Source organism: Halorussus aquaticus (assembly GCF_024218795.1).
Taxonomy (GTDB): domain Archaea; phylum Halobacteriota; class Halobacteria; order Halobacteriales; family Haladaptataceae; genus Halorussus; species Halorussus aquaticus.
This window is the reverse complement of sequence record NZ_CP100402.1, coordinates 169,005-188,459: the sequence shown is the minus strand read 5'-3', so window position 1 is coordinate 188,459 and position 19,455 is coordinate 169,005. Positions and strand designations below refer to the sequence as shown.

Genomic DNA, 19,455 nt, shown 5'->3' with positions numbered 1-19,455 from the left:
ACTATAGTACGCTACTCGACAGTCGAATGCTGGTGACCATCGCCGTCCGGTTGAAGGAACGAATCGAACACGCTATCGCACCGCTCCGCGGCGACGGCCGCGGTTGGGCGCTGGTCGCCATCGCGGTCGGGTGGTTGCTGATTCTCGGGACGCGCATCACGATTCCCGTGTTACTGCCCGGAATCAAGGCGACGTTCGACATCGACAACGCGACCGCCGGGTTCACTATCACCGTCATCTGGGCGGTGTACGGCCTATCGCAGTTCCCGGCCGGACTCCTGAGCAACCGCATCGGCGACCGGAAGGTGCTCCTCGCCAGTCTCGCGGTCATGACGCTGAGCATCGCGGCGCTCGCGGCGGCACCCCTCTTCGGCGTCTTCCTCGTCACGGCGGCGCTCGTCGGCGTCGGAAACGGTCTCTACGGACCCACGCGGGGGACGCTGCTCTCGTCCATCTACCCCGACAACGACAGCGCGGCCATCGGGTTCACGCTCGCGGTCGGGAGTCTCGGTGCCGCGGCGCTCCCCATCCTCGCCGGAGCGGCCGTGAGTCGCCTCGGATGGCGCGCGACGATTGCCGGTGCCGTCCCGCTTCTGTTCGCCACGACGGTGCTGGCGTGGCGCGTCGTTCCGACGACCGCCATTCCCGATGCCACCGAGGCGTCCACTCGTCGTCGCCTTCGCGGCCTCTTGTCTGCGATCAATCGTCGGCGCGTCGTCCTCGGGGTCGGAGGCAAGACGATACGAGTGTTCGTCTTTCAGGGTCTCACCGCGTTCCTACCGACGTATCTCATCACCGTCAAGGGTATCGACGAAGTGACCGCCAGCGTCCTCTTCGCCACGCTCTTCGTGAGCGGTGCGGCCGCACAGGTCGGCGGCGGACGCGCGGTCACTCGCTTCGGGAACCGACTGGTGCTGGTGGCGCTGGCCGCCGTCAGCGTGCTCCCGCTGCTCGCGCTCCCGTTCGTCTCCGGTCTCGTACCCATCACCGTCGTCATCGTCCTCGCGGGCGTCCAACTCGGCATCGCGCCGGTCACGAACACCTACATCATCAACGCGCTCCCGCCAGCGGAGCGGAACGGCGCGTGGGGACTGTTACGGACCGGGTACTTCCTGATCGCATCGACGGGGTCGGTCTTCGTCGGCGTCCTCGCCGACGAGGGGTACTTCGACGGCGCGGTCCTGATACTCGGCGGCCTGCTCGCCGTCGTCGCGATAATCTTCGCCTTCCTCCCCGGACTCTCCAGCGAGGAGTAGCGTCAGCGTCCCCAGTCGAGGATAGTATCGGTGACGGAGCAGTCCCGTCGAACGAACCGCCCGAGTGCCGATTACACCTCGTCGGTCTCTGACGAGTCGTCGGCGTCTTCCGGATTGATATCCGCGAGTGCAGCATCGAAGTGGGCCTGCGTGAGCACGATGTCCTCGACGGCCATCGGTTCCTCACCGGACTGCGACCGGACGTGCTCGCGAACGGCCGCGGTGGCCGCCTCGCGGCACAGCGCCGCCAAGTCCGCACCCACGAAGCCCTCCGTCTCGGCCGCGAGGTGGTCGATGTCCACGTCGTCGGCGAGCGGCCGGTTCCGGGTGTGAATCTTCAGGATTTCGCGTCGGGTCTCCTCGTCGGGTTCGCCGACCTCTATCTTGCGCTCGATGCGGCCCGCGCGCGTCAGGGCGTCGTCGATGAGGTCGGGTCGGTTCGTCGCCGCGATGACGACCACGTCCTCCAGTTCCTCCAACCCGTCGAGTTCGGTCAGCAGTTGGGAGACGACGCGCTCGCCGACGTTCGAATCGCTGCCACCGCTCCCGCGCTTGGTCGCGATGGAGTCGATCTCGTCGAAGAAGATGACGGTCGGCGCGTTCGACCGCGCCTTCTCGAAGATTTCCCTAACGCCCTTCTCGGACTCGCCGACGTACTTGTCGAACAGTTCGGGGCCCTTGACCGAGATGAAGTTCGACTGAGCCTCGTTGGCGACGGCCTTCGCGAGCAGCGTCTTGCCAGTGCCCGGCGGTCCGTGGAGCATGATGCCCTTCGGCGACTGGAGGTCCACCTGCCTGTAGGCGTCGGGGTACTCCATCGGCCACTGGATGGCCTCCTGCAGTCGGGCCTTGGTCTCCGCGAGACCGCCGACGTCGTCCCACGTGACGTCGGGTGTCTCGACGAACACCTCTCGGAGCGCGCTCGGGTCGATCTCCCGGAGCGCCGCCCGGAAGTCCGCCTCGGTCACTTCGAGCGCTTCGAGCGTCTCGGCGTCGATCTCGTCGCCTTCGAGGTCGAGGTCGGGGCGAACGCGTCGGAGCGCGTTCATCGCCGCCTCGCGGACGAGGCTCTCCAAGTCCGCGCCGACGAAGCCGTGGGTGTTCTCGGCGTACTGTTCGATGTCGACCGACTCGGCGATGGGCATCTCGCGGGTGTGGACTTGGAGAATCTCCTCTCGGCCCCGCGTGTCCGGCGCGCCGATCTCTATCTCGCGGTCGAAGCGGCCGCCGCGGCGCAGCGCGTTGTCGATGGAATCGACGCGGTTCGTCGTCCCGATGACGGTCACCTGACCGCGGTCCTCCAGTCCGTCCATCAGCGAGAGCAGTTGGGCGACCACGCGGCGTTCCACGTCGCCCTGCGTGTCGTCTCGCTTCGGCGCGATGGAGTCTATCTCGTCGATGAAGATGATCGCCGGTTCGTTCTCTCCGGCCTCGTCGAACACCTCGCGCAACCGCTCCTCGCTCTCGCCGTGGTACTTCGACATGATCTCCGGCCCGGAGATGGTCTGGAAGTTGGCGTCTATCTCGTTGGCGACCGCCTTCGCGATGAGGGTCTTGCCCGTGCCGGGCGGGCCGTGGAGCAGGACGCCCTGCGGCGGTTCGATGCCGAGCGCTTGGAACAGTTCGGGATGGGACATCGGCAACTCTATCATCTCCCGGACTTGGTCGAGTTCGTCGTCGAGGCCGCCGACGTCCTCGTAGGTGACGCCGGGGGACTCGGAGTCGCGGGACGCCTCGTCACCGCGTTCCACGTCCACTTCCTCGGCGGACTGCTCGGCGACATCGATGGACGTCGACTGCGTGACGACCACGGTCCCGCTCGGTTCAGTATCCACGATTCGGACCGGAATCCGGCGACTCGACCGGCCCGTCAGGGAACCGAATCCGAGCGCGACGGGGACGGTCTGTCCCGCCCGAACCGCGCGGTTGGCGAGTTTATCGCGCAGATACGAGGCGAGGTTGCCGCGAATCTGAAGCCCGCCGGGGAGTGCTATCGTTAGCTCGTCGGCCGCGGCGACGTCGGTCTGTTCGACCCGAACGAGTTGGTCGATTCGTGCGCCGGTGGTCTTCCGGGTCTGGCCGTCGATGCCGACGACGCCCCACTGTCGCTCGCCCGACCGTCCCGGCCGGACGCGGGCGACCGCAGTACCGTCCTCGCCTTCGATAGTGACGAAGTCACCGTTCGAAACGCCGAGTTCCTCCATCGCCTCGCTGTCGATGGCCGCGATACCCTTCCCAGCACTCTTCCGGTCGAGCGGTTTGACAATTAGTTTCATGAATGTTGTCTCTCTGTCCAGACCGTACTCGAACGGAAAACTGCCGACACCTCAAATCACCGAGACAAGTACCGCACTGGATATACCATACTTACGCGGACCAAACTGAAATAGATGTGGGTACTTCCGACGACAAAATCCACGCTCGGTACGAACGTCTAAACCCAAATGGCCGCACGCAACAAGCGAAACGCGACAGTCGAACGCGGCAATCGGAACGGCGTTCAGTCGAGTTCGCTCGGGTGCGTCCGGGACTACGACCGGCTCGTATCGACGGAGTCCCGCGAGCGACTCTCGGCGTCGCGAACGTTGGCATCCGTTCTCCGCTGGGTCAGTTCTCGCTGCGGGAACGGTATTTTGATGCCTTCGCGGTTGAACGCGGTCTTGACACTGTAGATGACGGCCTGAGCGGCCCGCCACTTGCGCTGTGGCGTCGGGTTCTCGATCCAGAACCGCAGTTCGAGTACCACGGCCGAATCGTCGAATCGCACTGGGAGTACCTGTGGCGCGGGCTGGGTCATGATCTCGTCGAGGTCCGCTATCGCCTCTCGGGCGACGGACTCCGCGTGCTCCGGGTCCACGCCATAGTCCACACCGACTTCCACGCAGTGGCGAAGTTTCCCCTCTAAACTCCGGTTGACGATAGTTCGATTGCTGACGGCTTCGTTCGGGAGGACTACGTGTTCGCCGTCGAGGTTACGAAGTCGGACGTGGGCGATCGTGATCTCCGAAATGAACCCCTCGTGATCACCGATTCGGACCCAGTGGCCGACGTCGAACGGACGCGAGAGCATGAGGACGAACCCCGCGAGAATCGACCCGAGCGTGTTCTGGAACGCGAGACCGAGGATGACGCCGAGGACGCCCGCTCCCAAGAGGAGGTCGCTCACTTGAATCCCCCAGAGCGAGAACGTTCCGAAGACGGCGACGATGTAGATGACAACCTGACTGACGTAGAAGACGACTCTGCGCTGGTGCTCGGACGTGGCCCGACTCTTGGCGTGACTGCCGCCGAGGAGCAGTCGCTTCAGGATGCGGGTGACGGTGTGCGCGGCGACGAACAGGACGACCGTAATCAGCACGCGAACCCCCGCGTCGACGCCGAGTCGAATCGCGCCGACGACCGAGAGCATGTCGCCCGTCGCGTTCCACTCGCTCACCAAGACGGCCGCGACGACGCTCGCTAACACCAACAGCAGTCCCGCCCGCACGATCTCCGCGTTCTCGGTTCGAAATCGGGCCTTCAAGCGCTCGCCCAGACGCCAGATTACCGCACCGGCCACCACGGCGACCGAGACGACCGCGAGGGTTTCGTGGAGAGAGGTACCGAACTGGAGCGGCGGTAGAACCGACGATACACCGGGGATAATTCCTGTCACCGAACTCGTCAATGAAGGCACACCATATAAACCACCGTGTCTCGATATCGTTCTCGGAGCGTTCGAGGAGCGAGTGACCGACGATACGTCCGTAGAGTAGCCCCGCCTCGTTTCGGAGGCGTTCACGAGACGAGACAGGGAATTTCGGTATATCGAAAAGAGGTTTATGGCGGTTCGGCGACGGTGTATCGTCCGCTCGTCCCCAGTGTCGCAACCACCGTCGGGAAATCTTCACGGTATCGGCCACGTGAGTATCGCTATCCTCCGTTTTCGCCTCTCTCCCGAGTGCTGTCGATGACGTCGCCGATTTCTCCCGCTTCGATGTGCGAGTAACTCTCGTTCGTAACCGATATCGAGGAGTGGCGAAGCGCGGCTTGAGCGTCAGTCGGGTTCGATCGGTACAGTTCGTCGCCGAGACCGCGTCGCGCCCCGTGGGGTTTCAGATATTCGCCGTCCACGTCGAGGTCTGCCTCGTCACAGAGACGCTTCATCACGGAGCGTGCGCCCTCCGTCGAAATCGCGGGGAGGGCGACCTCGTTCTCCCGGACTACTGCGTCGATATCCGCCGCTTCGAGGTCGATATCCGTCACCTGCGACCGGACTGCGCTGTACTTCGACGGTGCGTGTTCGGTCGGGAACAGCGGAAACTCGGTCGTCGGCGGGTCGAGTTCGTCCTTCCACCGTCGGAGCGGTTTCTGTGCCACGTCGGGGAGCGGTGCGTACTCGTACTCTTGGCTCTTCCCGAGGACCCGGAGTGCACCGTTCTCCCAATCGACGTCGGCCCACGTCGCGCCGTTTCGCCGGTCGTCTTTGGGGTGAGAGAACACCTCCGCGCCGCGGACGCCCGTGTGCGCGAGCAGCGCGACGAGTGCGTGCTGGCGGAGTCGCTTGCGTTTCTGGGTGTCGTCGCCGGACTCGATGGCTTCGAGTGCTCGCTGGCGGACGTACGATTCGAGTTGCCGTCGGTCGTCCGGACTCCAGAACTGCTGGGTCTCTCTCGTCCCGGGGTCGTCGGGTAGCTCTTCGAGCGCGATTTCGTCTTCCGCCGGATTCGATTCGAGCAGTTGGTCGCGCGCGCACCACGTCAGGAACGCTCGCACGTAGGCGTAGTACGTCTGTGCGGTGCTGGCGGCGTACTCGTCTTGCCGGACCTTCGTCTTGAGGTGGCGGGCGTACCGCCGGAGGTGTATCGGTTCCACCGCGTCCAGCGACTCGACGTTCTCCTCGCGGTCGAGCCAGTCGGCCCAGCGTCGGACGACCGACTCGGCGTTCGAGACGTAGTTTCCCGAGCCGGTCCCCTCCGGGTCCGCGACGGCTTTGCTCCGAACGTAGTCGCCGAGGGCGTCGTCGAAGTTGGTTCTCCGGGCGGAAGAGCTGTCCTTTCGGTTGTCCACGGTTCGTGCTGTTGGTACGGCGCCGGGGTGACAAAAATCACTCGGTATTACTGTCCTAATGCAAAGTGGACCCGAGACGGTGTTTTGGACGTAAAATCGCAAGACGGCGCGGCATATTGCCATCTATAAATCAATTAACGATATATCGAAATTGCTGGCTGTGAAGTTGAGACTACAGCGGGTTTAGCGGGGCTGTAATGCGTGGTTTCGGACGGATCAGTGAGACAAGACAGCTTCAGATCGGCTCTCAACCACACCACCTTATCGAATTTGTAACTAGTTCAGGAATTTTCCTCTCTGCTCCATAGTGTCGCCACTCACGACTCGACTATCTCAGCAAATAGCCGCGGTCTATCCGATTCCAGTCTCCTTCTTCAACAGCGTTAGCGTATTGTCCGCCGTCACGAGTGGCGAATGTTCGTACTCACCGGTCAATTCGACCTGCACCAGCGCATCGACTGCCCGCCAGATCGAATACAGCAGACACGCGAACGCGAAATAGAAGAACCGGAGTCCGAAATCCTTCGAGGTCGTCGCCGCCATGAATCGCTTGATCGACCGATACCCACTCTCGATCTCCCAGCGATACGCATACTCGGTGAGGAAACTCCCGCCATGATTCGACATAAACACTGAGTACTGCCGGTGATCATCGTGCTCAGCGTTCTCTTTGCGCCGGTAGATCAGCGTCGTCTCGTGCCACTCGTTATTCCCGAGATGGAGTTTGCGGTCCGCTTCGTATCGATCATCATCCCGCTGGAGGAGTCGCTTCGCCTGAGCTCTCTCGCTCGTCTGCATTCGTTTCGGCACGACGTATGAGAGTCCGCGCTGGCTAATCATTTCCAAAACATGCTGGCTATCGAACTCCCTATCCATCAGCACGTTATCGACATGGACCAATTCCTCGGCGGAGTTGAGAAGGTCCTCGACGATCTCCTTGCGTGACTCACCTCGTCGAACAGGGCGAGCATCCAACACGATCGGGATGGCGTTGCCGACCAGCTGGACAGTGGCCCACTGGTAAGCGTACTCATCGGTCTTCTCCTTCGTCCCTATAATTTCGTCTTCGTGTCCCGTTCGAACACCGGTGAAGGAATCCGCTTCGGTGATGTCGATCGCGATGATCCCGGCCCGGAAGAACTGCTCTGTCTCCGAGACTTCTCCTAACAACCGATCTACCGCCTGTCGGTACATCTCGCGAGTCTGTTCGATTGAGAGGTCACGGATGTGCTCGCGATGGACGTGCCCCAGCGGTGTCCGCTCACGCATCGACTCGTAGACGAAACTGCGAGCGCCTTCATTGACAGCCAGCCGCTCACGAAGCCCGAGATACGTCTGTAAGTCCCAGTAGGCGTTCTCATGAATCTCACAACCGTCGCCACGATTCAGTGAGAACGCGGGGAATACGACGCGGCTGATGTGGTCCGTGATCGGTGCCGCTTCGTCGAGGACAGTTCGATTGTCTGGGTCCGATTCGTCCTCTTTGCCACCTCGAGATGGAAGGTGTCTTTCTGGCTTGCGCGGAACGGTGACACCCGCGTTCTGGGCTTTGATGAGGATGGTCCGCGCAGCTGTCTCGACTGTACTGCGAAGCTCGGCAGTGAACCGGTTGTGCCAGCTGCGCCACAGCGTTGATTGGTTCGGTACTGTCTCCAGATCCAGTTGGTCGCAGAGTGCTGGACGACGCTCAAGGTACTCAATTAGTGCGGTTTCGTGCTCCCATCCGTGGCATTCTTTCAGAACGAAGACGCGAAAGAGCGTGTCCATCTCGTAGCGAGTCGCCCCCACATAGCGGTCGTGCGCGGCGAATACGAAATACGCCAGAGGGAGTGAGCAGACGAAGTTCTCAACCGATACATGGCGGTCGTGCCTAAACCACGTCTGTGAGACCGTCCGGATATCGGACTCCAACCCGGCAAGCGTGCTTCGATCGTATACTGGCGTGGCATCGTATACTGGCCACTCGACGTGCGTTCGTTGGGCAATCCGTCGAAAGACAGTTCGTCGCGACTCACGAATTGCAACCACTACGGGACGTTGAACACGACTCTCTCAAAAACGCCACTCTCTGGTAGTAGTTGCAATGGTGCAATCCGCCTCTGCGCTATTTTGATTTAGGATCAAAATGCCAATAATGGATCGTGTTTTGTACGGCTACTACCAGTAATGGATCGAGACGACTTCGAAGAGACGGCACCCGGTGAAATCGTTCCGATTACGACCCCAAAGGGAACGTATTCGGCGTTCAAACCTGGATCCGTTACCGCCCACAACTAGCACTGACCAACTGATGCCCGTTAGCGAGGGCGACGCAAGCTAAGCCGGCTCCACGGCATTGGCCCTCGCATCGGGTCAAGAGAGATCCTCATTGAACCGTTCATTCGGAAGGAGACACTGGAAGCGTCCCAGATCGAAGGCACTCATGTGACCCTCTCAGATATCTACGCGTATGAAGCAGGACAGGAGACGTTCATCGACGAGGACAGACGACAGGGTACCCAGGAGATCATAAACTACTTGCACGCCCTGACACACAGCCGAGATGCGATAACGGCAGGTAAGACTGTCACCGTCGAGTTGTTGTGTGAGATGCTTCACCGATTGCTCTCGGGGTACGCGGGGACGAAGCAAACCCTATTGTCTCGACACTGTTCCTACTGAAACAGCCACCAAGTCGGTATCTGATATAATGGTGTTGTTGACTCAGCTACTCTTTGAGCCTAAGGGATAATTTTACCTCTCGGCACTCAATAATCTCACTATGAATCGCCGTGCCCTCCTCTCTTCTTTTGGTGCAATAAGCGTTGCAAGTGTCGCAGGATGTCTCTCGACACTCAATTCACCTACAGCTGGATCTCCAACAGCGACAAAACAAAAGGAAACAGATGGTCTGTCAGCGACCGTCACGAGTGTCTCATACGATGGGACGGCCGGAGAAAATGAGGAGAGTGTGTCTCAGTCCGGCGACTGCACGGCTCAGAGCGCAACGCTCAGTGGGTGGTTCTCGACGAGTAGTTGTCGGACAGTGGCTATTCGGGCGCTCCAATACAACAGCACCGAGCGGTACGCAGAACTGGTCTTGTATCCCCGTTGGACCAACTCAGACCCCCCCGAGAGTGTTGACTGCGCTGGTGCCTCGTATCAGTATCAAGTCGAACTAACGGCACAAAATCATCTTCCAACAGACATTAAGATCGTCTACCAGCGTCCCGACGAACGAGCGGCGACTGAGTTTACTGTGCAGATCATTGAGTGCTCATAAGCGGAACGCAGACAGTCTGTCTCTACCGAACTCAAATATAGAACACAGATTAGAGATTATTACTTTCTATACGTTAGTGTACACCGTTATTGTAGGCATGCTCTCTAGAATAGTTCATTCCTTCAACCGTACAGTAGGTAATATCGTAAGTCACACCATCAGTATTCTTATCGCGGTTGCAGTCTCCCTTAGACTCGTAATTTTCGCTACTATCACCGTATGAGGCGACCATTGGTGTTGCATTATCATATGAACCCTCATCAGCATCCTGGCCGAGTGAGTGATCATCCCCTGGAAGCTTGAGACAACTGTCCAGCAGGAAGGAATGTAATGCCTCTTGAATTGCCACGGCTCCCAGCATGTCACCGGAGTACCAGTCGGTACTGACGAATGCCTCAGTCCGACCCTCCCATGCCCCTTCTGAATCAGCGAAGGCATCGGAACAGTTTGTCACCCAGAGGAACTGTCCATCGGTGAACCCATTATTATCCAACCACGTCGTCGCGGAACTTTCCATATTGGAACAATTTAAAGAGTGGTCAGTTTCATACTTTTCTATTACATAACCTGGTATGTCCATACCATAGGCACTTCCTGTCTCGTCCATAATTTGATCCAGTGCGTTGAGAACCGCCTGATATACCGTATCAAGCTCACTTGTGCTGGGGACCTTTGCCTTCATTACCTTAATCCGCATTGTGTGATCTTTGTTCGTGTCACCCCGCGAACTTCCTCCAGTTTTTGTGTATGACATTTTATTTCACCTTGTGAATCTCAAGCGAGCCGTGGTTGCGAACTGTAATAACCGGTGTGACAGTGTGCTGTTCTATACTCTTTTTTGGATAGGTGTCAGAGCTCCTCTCCGGGCGGATTTTTACCACAACCTCGCGTTCTGGAAGATTGCGTGATGTCTCCCTCCCAACAGGAACTTCGATAGACTGAGGCCCAGTAAACCGAACAGTGTCACCGACAAACTGAGCTTTGAACTGCGGAGGAGTGAACGGTCGCTTCGTCAGAACACCACGGAGTGGACGAAGGTCCTCAGTCCGATCAGTTACCAAGTACTGCATTTTCTGATGGCCATCGAAGTTGGCCTCCAAATGTTGGTTACTTGTTGCGACAGCTTCTTCGGCTGCCTTTACTTCTGATACAAGACCTGAGCGGGCAAATTGGTTAAAAACGATTTTCTGCTCCTCCAAGTTCACTGAGAAACCTTTCGGATTGTCAATCTCAACTACAGACCGTTGTACGACATCCGGACTAGCTGAGTTCACCGTGTAATCAAGCACTGCCTCCACGAACTGCACAGAATTGCCTATCGTCGTAGTGGCAGCGTTTGCGTTGCTAACACCGGCAAACCCAAGCCCAGTAACTCCGATGCCTTGTAGAACTCTACGTCGTGTTGATTCGTCAGTGGACAAATTTGTTTCTTGAGTCATTTTTGGCTGCAAATCAACATCAAACCCTTTGCATGAATACTTTTGTATGGATGCAATATTGTAAAATATATTCAGCTATTGGGATAAATACCCACGCTGAACGAGTGTCTAATAACTGGTAATGAAACGAGAGTGCGATAAAGCTCTTCTCACACCGTGATGGTCGTGTTTCCCGGGTTGTCTCCGTGGGTAGTTGGTGATAGCAACGACGAGGCGAAGACACAGAGCGAGGAACACGTGCGCTCGTACGTGGACGCGGCATCGGGCATGGGTGCGCCCGAGGCCGCAGTCCTTCATTGATTCGTTAGCTCTTTCAACTCCTGTATGACGATTGTACGTCTCGTCTAGCGTCGATTGCTTCATCTGAATGTCTTCGCTGTGTTCCTCGATTTAGTCTTCGACCCTGTACTCGATATCGAGCGTATCGTCGGTGTTTCGTGCGTTGTTCGGAGCGACTGGGACGACCATTCTGTTGGTCACGTACGTCAACGGGACAGTTCAGGGCGTCAGTGCATGAAGAACTCGTATGACAACGGTATCAACGCCGATGGCGGTGTATTAGAAACACAGGCCTTTTTGAGGACGAATGTTATTAGAACTGCCATTTATCAGGATACCAACACTGATAGACAGCTCGAGGAGGGGATTGATGCACCCTGTCTTGTCGATGACGAGGTTGTGCAAGCCAGCCCGACACGGGTGAACTTCAGCCATTTCGATTGATCAGTGAGACTATCGATGGGACTACAATCGATTCGTAGTATGTTCCTATCAGCCGTTACAAAAGAAATAGACTGCAATAAGGGTCGAAACCATACCACCCCATGAGACTATGCTCTATGCATTGAGACGACCGACCTCAACTACTGTCGGGCCGGGAAGTTGCACAGTTTCGGAGGATGGGCTAGTTTTAGGCTGAATCTCCGTCGACCCGTAGTTCTTCTCTCCGATAGAGCATCGAATTCGAACCCTCTAGGACGCATCTATCGGATAGACGTGTGAAATTGCGCGGATTCTGGCGCTGCTGAATAGTGTCGCCACTCTAGAGAGGAGGACTTAGCGAGGGCTCAGCCTGTTAATCGGGTGGAATCAACGCTGAGGCGATCAGCTCCACACACTCACCCGCGGTCAACACAGGCGCGTAGTCCATCTCGCCGTCAACACCCGCTTTCAGCAGGAAGTCGGTGAGCCGCCAGATATTGTAAAGGAGTACCGCGAACACGAAGTAGAACAACCGGACGCGGTAGTCCTTCGAAGAGGTCTTCGCGAGAAAGTCACCTTTGATACTCTTATACTCGTTCTCGATCTGCCAGCGACGACTGTAGCGCCGACAGAACGTCTCGGCCTCATCTGGCCCGACTCGGAGATTCGTCGCAAATACAGTCGTGCCCTCGTCGCTCGTCGACGGCACGTACAGAAACCGCATCGGATGCGAGCCGGCCTCAACGTGCACTGACGCCGATTCAACGGCCACCTCTTGGTTGTCTTCTTCCATCCGCTCGATTACTTCGCGTTCGGAGCTGGTGATGCGTTTGGGAATGAGGTAGTTCACGTCGAGATTCGAGAGGGCCTGGAAGACGCGCATCGAGTCGAACTCCCGGTCACACAGCACGGTCTCTATCGGCACGTGTTCTTTCGCTCGAAGCACTAATCGTCGAACGACCCGGTGGATTCGATTCGGCGAGTTCTCGTCCCAGGCCGAACTCTCACGCACAGGTTCAACAGCCAGGACGAGCGGGATGTTCTGCCCGATGATTGAGAGGGTCGCGAACTTGAACGCCCGGCCCTCGCCGTCTTTTGTCCCGCTGACCATCGGCATCTCTTCGATATCCCCGTAGTAGGGAATGGTCGTGATATCGATCGCAGCGGTGATTGGCCGGCGGAACGAGGTTTCCGAGGCGATGACCGAGAGTAAGCGATCCGTCGTCTCATTGAATCCATCCACAAGTTCGTCGGGTTCGAATTGTTTGACAGCGCGGAGGTGGGTGTCGCCATGCGGGCCGTACTGTTCGCCTCGTCGATACTGAAAGCGCGCGGCTCCCTGGGCGGTACCGCACCGAACCATCCCCATGAAGGTCTGCAACTCGAAGAATCGCGTGTCCTCGTACGAGGCGTTCGGGCCACGCCCAGAGTCGAAGTAGCCGAACGCGTGATCGCGGGCGAGGCGCGTCGTCTGGACGATCTCGTCCTGGGAGAACGACTCTTCTTCTACTGAGTCCTCCTCTACTGGAGGGTCGTCAACGATCTCTGCTTTGGGGCGGACCTCGGGCGCGGAAATGTCGAGATCGTGGCCTTCTTTGATGACGAAGTGAGCGGCTGTCTGCACGTACTCCTGGACAGCGTCGTCGAATCGATTCCGCCACGCTCGAGAGAACGCCGATTCATCCGGCACTCGGCTGAAACCAAAGACAGCGGCTACCTCCGGTTGTTGCGTCAGTCGTCGGGTAAAGGCGGCGTACGACTCGCCTGTAATCTCCATGAAGATGAACGCGAGGATCATCGCGCGAAAGGGGAGTGGAGCAGGATGCCAGGCAGGATACCCGTCTTCGACTGAATCAATCGAGTGGTCGAGGTTATCGAACCCGGTGACGAGATCGGACTCATAGAGGTCGTTTCGGATGGCGATACCGAGCTGATACGCCTCACATAGATAGCGCATCCGATAATTGTCGATACTGGAACGATTGTTGAGGTCACTCATATGAGGTCTGTAATAAATTACAAAATTACACAGGAGATAGAAGGTTCTGTTTGTAGCGGGGTTGAAATTGCTTGGCTAAACTATTCACAGATAATACCTACCCAAAATAGAGGGAATATATCAGTATTCATTCTCATAAGAAAGATATGCTGCAAGTAGAATCAGAGCAGCTGTTGGCATTATGATAAATCCGATAGCAGCTTGCCAAAAACCAAGAATGAATAATGTACCTGTCCCGATAGCCGTTATAGACAACCCTATTTTATAATTAAAACTGATCACAGCTACTCCAATAATTCCGATCCATGCACCTCCAATTATAGCTGAAAATAATATAAGCCGAGACTGAGAATAACCTGGTCGGGGAAGCGTCCATAGGAGGATCCCCGTGAGAATAATTACGAAAAGCATGGCGACCCCTTGACTGACTTTGGTATATGTATTATTGACCATAAATTAGTAATGGTGCTTGTCAGTGTTGAACCCACTGTTTCTGAGTCAATCGATGATATACCAGAGAGCTGATTGTCGACTTCCAGTATTATACAATGTATTCCCGTTGTAGAACGTCTGTGATTTCCATGTTACATACGGCCCGAATGCTTCAGGTGCGGTCTTAATAGTACCCTCCAATTGGGTGTAATGGCCATTCTTTCTAATACCGTGTTCATGGTAATGGAAATCCCGCCAATGATCGGTATACGGAGTTAATGGAAAGTATCCCTGATACGCAGCAGTTCCATGAACATCTGCCTGTGCGGGGAATGGCGCAGTGGTTGTGTCTGTATAGAGAATAAACCAATTAATTGACGTTTGATGAGTCCAATTATAGCCCGCAGACACAAATTCGGTGTCCGTACTATTTGTTTTACCCCACGCAGTAAAATCGCTTTTTGCAGTCGTAATATCTGCTGGTCTGTTATCTTTAGTTGTCAACCGCGAATAGGCATAACGCGTCACTGAGGCCTGTGTCGATATGTTATCGTCTGTCTCGTGTGATTTAGAGGTCGTACGTGGCATCGAGCCGGAGGAAATGACTTGTCGCCCATCAGGTGGGACGATCTGAGGAAGGACAACGATCGGTTTTCCTTTTCCACCAACCTTGCTACTACCACTCCGCTCTAAAAGTGAAAATTCCAGACTGAATTCGATTTCGTCAGTTGAAATTAATCCATCGAACTCATCTACCCAACCGTCCTCTACATTGATCCTTTCTCTCAGCTTTTTATCTCCTTTCTGGTACTTTTTGGGTTTCTCCGCCAATAGCGCATTTACAGGAACAGTATATGTGGATTTTTCCAATTTTCCATTTTCAGTAACAGAACTCTCAATAGTCAAAATATTTTTATTTTTATCTACTACATTTGTTTCGACGATCTGTGTTCGTGCAGAGTGCTCACCGGTCGGCAAAGTAGAAGTCGATTTTACCTCATATTTCGCCTTTAGGTCCGTCCAATTTTCCTCGCTAGTCGCTTCTACCGTAGGAGCTGCGATTGTAGCAGCAAATAGTCCTGCACTGGTTTTTGAAGCATTTCGACGACTAACAATCCGATTGCTGTCATTGGTTGGCATGTGGACACACCACAAGTGGCACATAACCAGCAATTGTATTCATCTCACCGACTGACGAATTATTCATGCGATGGGGGCCTCCCCCATTGGTTGCGACCCCACCCCAGTCCATATCCCCCTCCCCCCACGGGCTGACCCCCACCCCCACGACATGAGTTTTTCCGTCGTGGAGGGACCGATAGTTATCCTGTTAAATAGATGCAAGAAATTAAGCCCATCCGGTATGTAACTGCCTCACATGCCCCGCCCACTCGGTGACTGCCTCGATTCCGTCCTCGCCGAGCGTCACTTGTACCTCCGCGCGCTCATCGACCAACCACGCTCGAAGTGTGACCTCGAAGACGACCTGGACGGGTCGCGCTCCACGCTTGACCGCGCGCTCCGTGACCTCGCCGACGCCGAACTCGCCACGTACGAAGACGGCGTGTGGAAACCCACACCCCTCGGACTATGCAGCTACCGGACACGAAACGCGTATCTCGACCGCTTAGAGAATCTTGCTGAGGCGGCACCACTGTTCAACGAACTCTCTTCCGGGAGTCCAGTCGACTGCGCATTCGTTATCGGAGCAGATGTCCACGAGGCCGATTCATCGATGCCGGATGCGGTCATGCATAGGCTCCTCGATAGTGTCGAAGGCAGACAAAATGTCTCCGTTGCGACACCGGTTGTCGTGACTGGCTTCGCCGAAGACTTCTATGAGTGTGTGAGACAGGGTGAGAACTACTCGCTCGAACTGCTCATCCCACCAGACGTGTTCGAACGCACCCGTGCCGCGTTTCCAACACTCACGGACGAACTGCTGGATGACGAGAACGTGAGCCTGCACACTACATCGATCCCGTTCAGTTTCGGGCTCTGGATCGTCGATTCGGCCGAGGCAGGCATCATCGTCTTCACGGATCAAGGCGTGTGTGGAATCCTCGTGAACGACACTCCAGAAGCGCTCGACTGGGCGACAGATCAGTATGAACGCGCGAAACAGGACGCTGACCCAGTCTTCCTCCGAGGCCGCGTCTAAAGAGGCGAGAGATCAGCTGCCAATTTCTATTCATCCCATACACTCCTGAATAGAAGGCACGCATCAAAACCATCCTCCGAGGTTGTGAAGTTGAGACTACAGCGGGTTTAGCGGGGCTGTGATGCGTGGTTTTGGCTGGTTCAGTGATCGGGAACTGGCTCAGATTGCTCTCCAAACGGCCATTCATATTGGAAATACAACTACATACACGAATTTCGGCGGCTTCCGACAGTGTTGCCACTCAGACGCCGCGCTAACACGGGTAAAACCTCTCTATCCGATTCCCGTTTCCTTCTTCACCAGAGTCAGCGTGTTATCGGCCGTCACAATTGGCGAGTGCTCGTACTCATCGGTCAACTCAACCTGTACCAGCAGGTCCACCGCTCGCCAAATCGAGTATAGCAGACAGGCGAACGCGAAGTAGAAGAACCGCAGCCCGAAATCCTTCGACGTCGTCGCCGCCATGAATCGCTTTATCGACTTGTAGCCACTCTCGATTTCCCACCGGTAGTCGTACTCCGTGAGGTGCCCAGTCCCTCTATTCGTCATGAACACCGAGTACTGTCGATGGTCATCGTGCTCGGAGCCCTCTTTCCGACGGTAGATCAGCGTCGTCTCGTGCCATTCGTTCTTCCCGAGATGGAGCTTCCGGTCGGTTTCGTGTCGGTCCTGACCACGTTGGAGCAACCGCTTGGCTTGGGCTTTCTCGCTGTTCTGCATCCGCTTCGGGACGACGTACGACAGTCCGCGCTGGCTGATCATCTCCAAGACGTGCTGGCTATCGAACTCCCGGTCCATCAGCACGTTATCGACGTGAATCAGGTCCTCAGCGGAGTCGAGCAGGTCCACAACGATCTCCTGTCGTGACTCGCCTTTCCGTACCGGGCGGGCATCAAGGACGAGTGGGACAGCGTTACCGACCAGCTGGACGGTCGCCCACTGATAGGCGTACTCATCGTTCTTCTCTTTCGTCCCGATTATTTCGTCTTCGTGGCCAGTGCGGTCGCCCGTGAAGGGATCATTCTCGGTGATGTCGATGGCGACGATGCCTGCGCGGAAGAACTCCCCCGTCTCTGCGAGCTCGTCGGTGAGTTGTCGAACCGCTTGTCGATACATCTCGCGGATTTGATCGATAGAGAGATCACGAATCTGGTCGCGATGACAGTGTCCGAGTGGTGTTCGCTTCCGTGTCGACTCGTGAATGAAGCTCCGAGCGCCCTCGTTGGCGGCCAAGTTCTCACGGAGTCCCAAGTAGGTCTGTAAGCCCCAGTAGGCGTTCTCGGGAATCTCACAGTCCTCGCCACGATTGAGCGAGAACGCGGGGAACACGACGCGACTGACGTGCTTGGTAATCGTGCCGGTCTTGTCGAGGATGGCTTGGTCGTAAGGGTCCGAGTCAGTAGCGTCGTGGCTTCGATCCGGGAGATTTCGTTCTGGTTCGCGTGGCACGGCTACATCCACGTTCTGCGCTTTGATGAGAATCGTTCGAGCCGCTTTCTGGACCGTCTCGCGAAGGGCATCAGTGAAACGCATATGCCAACTACGCCAGAGTGTTGATTGGTCGGGGAGTGTCTCTAGATCAAGACTCTCACAGAGTTCGGGCTGGTTTTCGAGGTACTCAAGGAGTGCTGTCTCGTGCTCCCACCCGTGGAGTTCCTTCAGGACGAACACGCGAAAGAGAGTGTCCATCTCGTAGCGAGTCGGCCCCGCGTAGCAGTCGTATGCGTCGAATTTGAAATATGCTAAGGGGAGTGCGCAGACGAACTTCTCAACCGACTCGTGGCGGTCGTGTTTGAACCAGGTCTGGGAGATTGTCCGAATATCTGATTCTAGACCGTCAAGCGAGCTTCGCTCGTACAGGGGCGTCGCGTCGTATACCGGCCACTCCACATGTGATTGCCGAGCAATTCGTCGAAAGACATCTCGTCGTGACTTATAAGTTGGTGAATTCATCTGTTACAACGCATATGAATCCAGATATTCAATTCACGGGAGTACAATCTCACAGACAAACAGCACGAAGCATTAGCTCTAGCGTACACTGAAGGCTACTTCGACAAACCCCGGAACACAACTCTAGAGGCACTCGGTGAGTCATTAGGTATTACGCAGGAAGCAGTGATAGCCCGACTGCGGAATGGAGAAAAGAACATTCTCGAGAATACGATCGTCCATTCAGCAAATTCAGAATCTAACCCATAGTGTCTACGTAATCTATTTATTACGGTGAAGTCTCGGTGTCTTCAATTTCCTGGAATAGACTAATCACTCGCTGTTCGATTTCATCACGAATCTCGCGTACTCGGTCGAGATCCTGCCCATCCGGATCGTCAAGCGCCCAATCACGGACATCGACGTCCTCACCAACATCGCCGACGTCGAGTGTCGAGCAGCCCATCGTGGCAACGTAGTCGCAGGAGCGCAGTTCGTCCAGCGTGATCTCTCGTGGCGTCCGCTCGGAGAGATCGAACCCCGCCTCTTCCATCACGTTGACGACTTCGTCGTGCACGTGGTCGGCCGGATGCGTCCCTCCGGTGAGGATTTCGACGCGGTCTTCAAGTCCACGTCGCTCCCGTTCACGCTCCGCAAATGCCGTGGACATTTGGGAGCGGCCAGCATTCTGGACGCACATAAAGGCGATTCGAATCGGATCGGTGTCGCTGTGTTCAGTCATTGTATCTGGTGTGTGTGGTTTCTTCGTTCCGCTTCGGTCGGCAGGTCGGCAATTAGTTCGATAACGCGCTGTTCGATCTCTGTACTGATTGCCCATACAGACTCCGTATCAGCATCCGCCGGATCGATGAACCCCCAGTCACGAACGACCACTCCCACTGGAAGGTCATCGACCGACAACGAACACCCCATCAAGGCGACGACATCACACCCCTTGAGGGTCTCGCGGGAGATCTGTGTCGGTGTCCGCGTCGACAGGTCATAGCCTTTCTCCCGCATTACGTCGATTACGGCCGGATAGATCTCCTCTGCTGGGTCCGTCCCACCGCTGAGGATCTCGATATCCGTTCGGTCCTGGATCTGAACTTGGGTTTCAGCGATGGCGGCCGCGATCTGACTTCGACCCGCGTTTTCCACGCAGACGAACGCGAGGCGAAGGGGATCAACGGAGTTTGTCTGGGGAATCATTGGATTGTTTGGGG

Annotated in this window: 17 protein-coding genes and 1 pseudogene; 5 read left to right on the top strand and 13 right to left on the bottom strand. The window is 56.5% G+C overall.

All coding sequences use genetic code 11. The features are described 5' to 3' along the window. Positions 1 to 32 precede the first annotated feature (32 nt). Entirely contained in the window at positions 33 to 1,256 is a 1,224-nt protein-coding gene (locus tag NGM06_RS21455) for an MFS transporter (protein WP_254270721.1), read from the top strand. 71 nt (positions 1,257 to 1,327) lie between these two features. On the opposite strand, the gene NGM06_RS21450 is transcribed toward NGM06_RS21455, so the two are convergent. From NGM06_RS21450 to NGM06_RS21435, 4 genes are all read right to left on the bottom strand, one after another. Next, the gene (locus NGM06_RS21450; protein ID WP_254270720.1) at positions 1,328 to 3,532 is read right to left on the bottom strand and encodes a CDC48 family AAA ATPase; all 2,205 of its coding nucleotides are present in this window, start codon (positions 3,530 to 3,532) and stop codon (positions 1,328 to 1,330) included. 254 nt (positions 3,533 to 3,786) lie between these two features. After that, positions 3,787 to 4,911 carry a mechanosensitive ion channel family protein gene (locus tag NGM06_RS21445; RefSeq protein WP_254270719.1) on the bottom strand — a complete coding sequence of 375 codons (1,125 nt, stop codon included), beginning with the start codon at positions 4,909 to 4,911 and terminating at the stop codon, positions 3,787 to 3,789. A gap of 257 nt (positions 4,912 to 5,168) precedes the next feature. Then, complete coding sequence (locus NGM06_RS21440; protein WP_254270718.1) at positions 5,169 to 6,305, bottom strand: tyrosine-type recombinase/integrase; 1,137 nt, start codon at positions 6,303 to 6,305, stop codon at positions 5,169 to 5,171. A 351-nt stretch (positions 6,306 to 6,656) separates the two neighbouring features. Next, positions 6,657 to 8,333: a transposase gene (locus NGM06_RS21435; RefSeq protein ID WP_254270717.1), complete on the bottom strand. Its 1,677-nt coding sequence runs from the start codon at positions 8,331 to 8,333 to the stop codon at positions 6,657 to 6,659. A 306-nt stretch (positions 8,334 to 8,639) separates the two neighbouring features. Here NGM06_RS21435 and NGM06_RS21430 point away from each other — a divergent pair, with 306 nt between their 5' ends. After that, the gene (locus NGM06_RS21430) at positions 8,640 to 8,966 is read left to right on the top strand and encodes a Fic/DOC family N-terminal domain-containing protein (RefSeq protein ID WP_328518205.1); all 327 of its coding nucleotides are present in this window, start codon (positions 8,640 to 8,642) and stop codon (positions 8,964 to 8,966) included. Positions 8,967 to 9,640: 674 nt separating this feature from the next. On the opposite strand, the gene NGM06_RS21425 is transcribed toward NGM06_RS21430, so the two are convergent. The 3 genes and pseudogenes from NGM06_RS21425 to NGM06_RS21415 form a co-directional block, all read right to left on the bottom strand. Further along, positions 9,641 to 10,249, bottom strand: coding sequence for a hypothetical protein (locus NGM06_RS21425; protein ID WP_254270716.1), 609 nt, complete (start codon positions 10,247 to 10,249; stop codon positions 9,641 to 9,643). Between the two features lie 73 nt (positions 10,250 to 10,322). After that, complete coding sequence (locus NGM06_RS21420; protein ID WP_254270715.1) at positions 10,323 to 10,988, bottom strand: hypothetical protein; 666 nt, start codon at positions 10,986 to 10,988, stop codon at positions 10,323 to 10,325. A gap of 167 nt (positions 10,989 to 11,155) precedes the next feature. Next, positions 11,156 to 11,471 (bottom strand): annotated as a pseudogene (locus NGM06_RS21415) (transposase); the annotation flags it as partial. Positions 11,472 to 11,519: 48 nt separating this feature from the next. Between NGM06_RS21415 and NGM06_RS21410 the strand changes: the two are divergent. Continuing rightward, a complete protein-coding gene (locus NGM06_RS21410; protein ID WP_248653070.1) occupies positions 11,520 to 11,729 on the top strand; it encodes a hypothetical protein in 210 nt (69 codons plus the stop codon). 352 nt (positions 11,730 to 12,081) lie between these two features. Here NGM06_RS21410 and NGM06_RS21405 read toward each other — a convergent pair whose 3' ends face one another. The 3 genes from NGM06_RS21405 to NGM06_RS21395 form a co-directional block, all read right to left on the bottom strand. Further along, a complete protein-coding gene (locus NGM06_RS21405; RefSeq protein WP_254270738.1) occupies positions 12,082 to 13,665 on the bottom strand; it encodes a transposase in 1,584 nt (527 codons plus the stop codon). A 162-nt stretch (positions 13,666 to 13,827) separates the two neighbouring features. Next, positions 13,828 to 14,118: a hypothetical protein gene (locus NGM06_RS21400; protein ID WP_254270714.1), complete on the bottom strand. Its 291-nt coding sequence runs from the start codon at positions 14,116 to 14,118 to the stop codon at positions 13,828 to 13,830. Positions 14,119 to 14,205: 87 nt separating this feature from the next. Beyond that, positions 14,206 to 15,279: a hypothetical protein gene (locus NGM06_RS21395; protein WP_254270713.1), complete on the bottom strand. Its 1,074-nt coding sequence runs from the start codon at positions 15,277 to 15,279 to the stop codon at positions 14,206 to 14,208. Positions 15,280 to 15,517: 238 nt separating this feature from the next. On the opposite strand from NGM06_RS21395, the gene NGM06_RS21390 reads away from it, so the two are divergent. Beyond that, entirely contained in the window at positions 15,518 to 16,300 is a 783-nt protein-coding gene (locus NGM06_RS21390; RefSeq protein ID WP_254270712.1) for a helix-turn-helix transcriptional regulator, read from the top strand. Positions 16,301 to 16,573: 273 nt separating this feature from the next. On the opposite strand, the gene NGM06_RS21385 is transcribed toward NGM06_RS21390, so the two are convergent. Further along, positions 16,574 to 18,253 carry a transposase gene (locus NGM06_RS21385; protein ID WP_254270711.1) on the bottom strand — a complete coding sequence of 560 codons (1,680 nt, stop codon included), beginning with the start codon at positions 18,251 to 18,253 and terminating at the stop codon, positions 16,574 to 16,576. An 18-nt stretch (positions 18,254 to 18,271) separates the two neighbouring features. Here NGM06_RS21385 and NGM06_RS21380 point away from each other — a divergent pair, with 18 nt between their 5' ends. After that, entirely contained in the window at positions 18,272 to 18,502 is a 231-nt protein-coding gene (locus tag NGM06_RS21380) for a helix-turn-helix domain-containing protein (RefSeq protein ID WP_368410520.1), read from the top strand. Between the two features lie 19 nt (positions 18,503 to 18,521). Here NGM06_RS21380 and NGM06_RS21375 read toward each other — a convergent pair whose 3' ends face one another. Both NGM06_RS21375 and NGM06_RS21370 read right to left on the bottom strand, forming a co-directional pair. Next, on the bottom strand, positions 18,522 to 18,974 hold the full coding sequence (locus tag NGM06_RS21375; RefSeq protein ID WP_254270710.1) for a low molecular weight phosphatase family protein: 453 nt from the start codon (positions 18,972 to 18,974) through the stop codon (positions 18,522 to 18,524). After that, positions 18,971 to 19,441, bottom strand: a complete 471-nt coding sequence (locus NGM06_RS21370; RefSeq protein ID WP_254270709.1) for an arsenate-mycothiol transferase ArsC — start codon at positions 19,439 to 19,441, stop codon at positions 18,971 to 18,973. Before NGM06_RS21370 ends, NGM06_RS21375 begins: the two co-directional genes overlap by 4 nt. Positions 19,442 to 19,455: the final 14 nt, after the last annotated feature.

Coding starts and splice junctions, on each gene's coding strand:
- NGM06_RS21450 (WP_254270720.1), bottom strand. CDS start 3,532: ATGAAACTAATTGTCAAACCGCTCGACCGGAAGAGTGCTGGGAAGGGT.
- NGM06_RS21425 (WP_254270716.1), bottom strand. CDS start 10,249: ATGAAGGCAAAGGTCCCCAGCACAAGTGAGCTTGATACGGTATATCAG.
- NGM06_RS21410 (WP_248653070.1), top strand. CDS start 11,520: ATGAAGAACTCGTATGACAACGGTATCAACGCCGATGGCGGTGTATTA.
- NGM06_RS21405 (WP_254270738.1), bottom strand. CDS start 13,665: ATGCGCTATCTATGTGAGGCGTATCAGCTCGGTATCGCCATCCGAAAC.
- NGM06_RS21400 (WP_254270714.1), bottom strand. CDS start 14,118: ATGCTTTTCGTAATTATTCTCACGGGGATCCTCCTATGGACGCTTCCC.
- NGM06_RS21395 (WP_254270713.1), bottom strand. CDS start 15,279: ATGCCAACCAATGACAGCAATCGGATTGTTAGTCGTCGAAATGCTTCA.
- NGM06_RS21390 (WP_254270712.1), top strand. CDS start 15,518: ATGCCCCGCCCACTCGGTGACTGCCTCGATTCCGTCCTCGCCGAGCGT.
- NGM06_RS21385 (WP_254270711.1), bottom strand. CDS start 18,253: ATGAATTCACCAACTTATAAGTCACGACGAGATGTCTTTCGACGAATT.
- NGM06_RS21375 (WP_254270710.1), bottom strand. CDS start 18,974: ATGACTGAACACAGCGACACCGATCCGATTCGAATCGCCTTTATGTGC.
- NGM06_RS21370 (WP_254270709.1), bottom strand. CDS start 19,441: ATGATTCCCCAGACAAACTCCGTTGATCCCCTTCGCCTCGCGTTCGTC.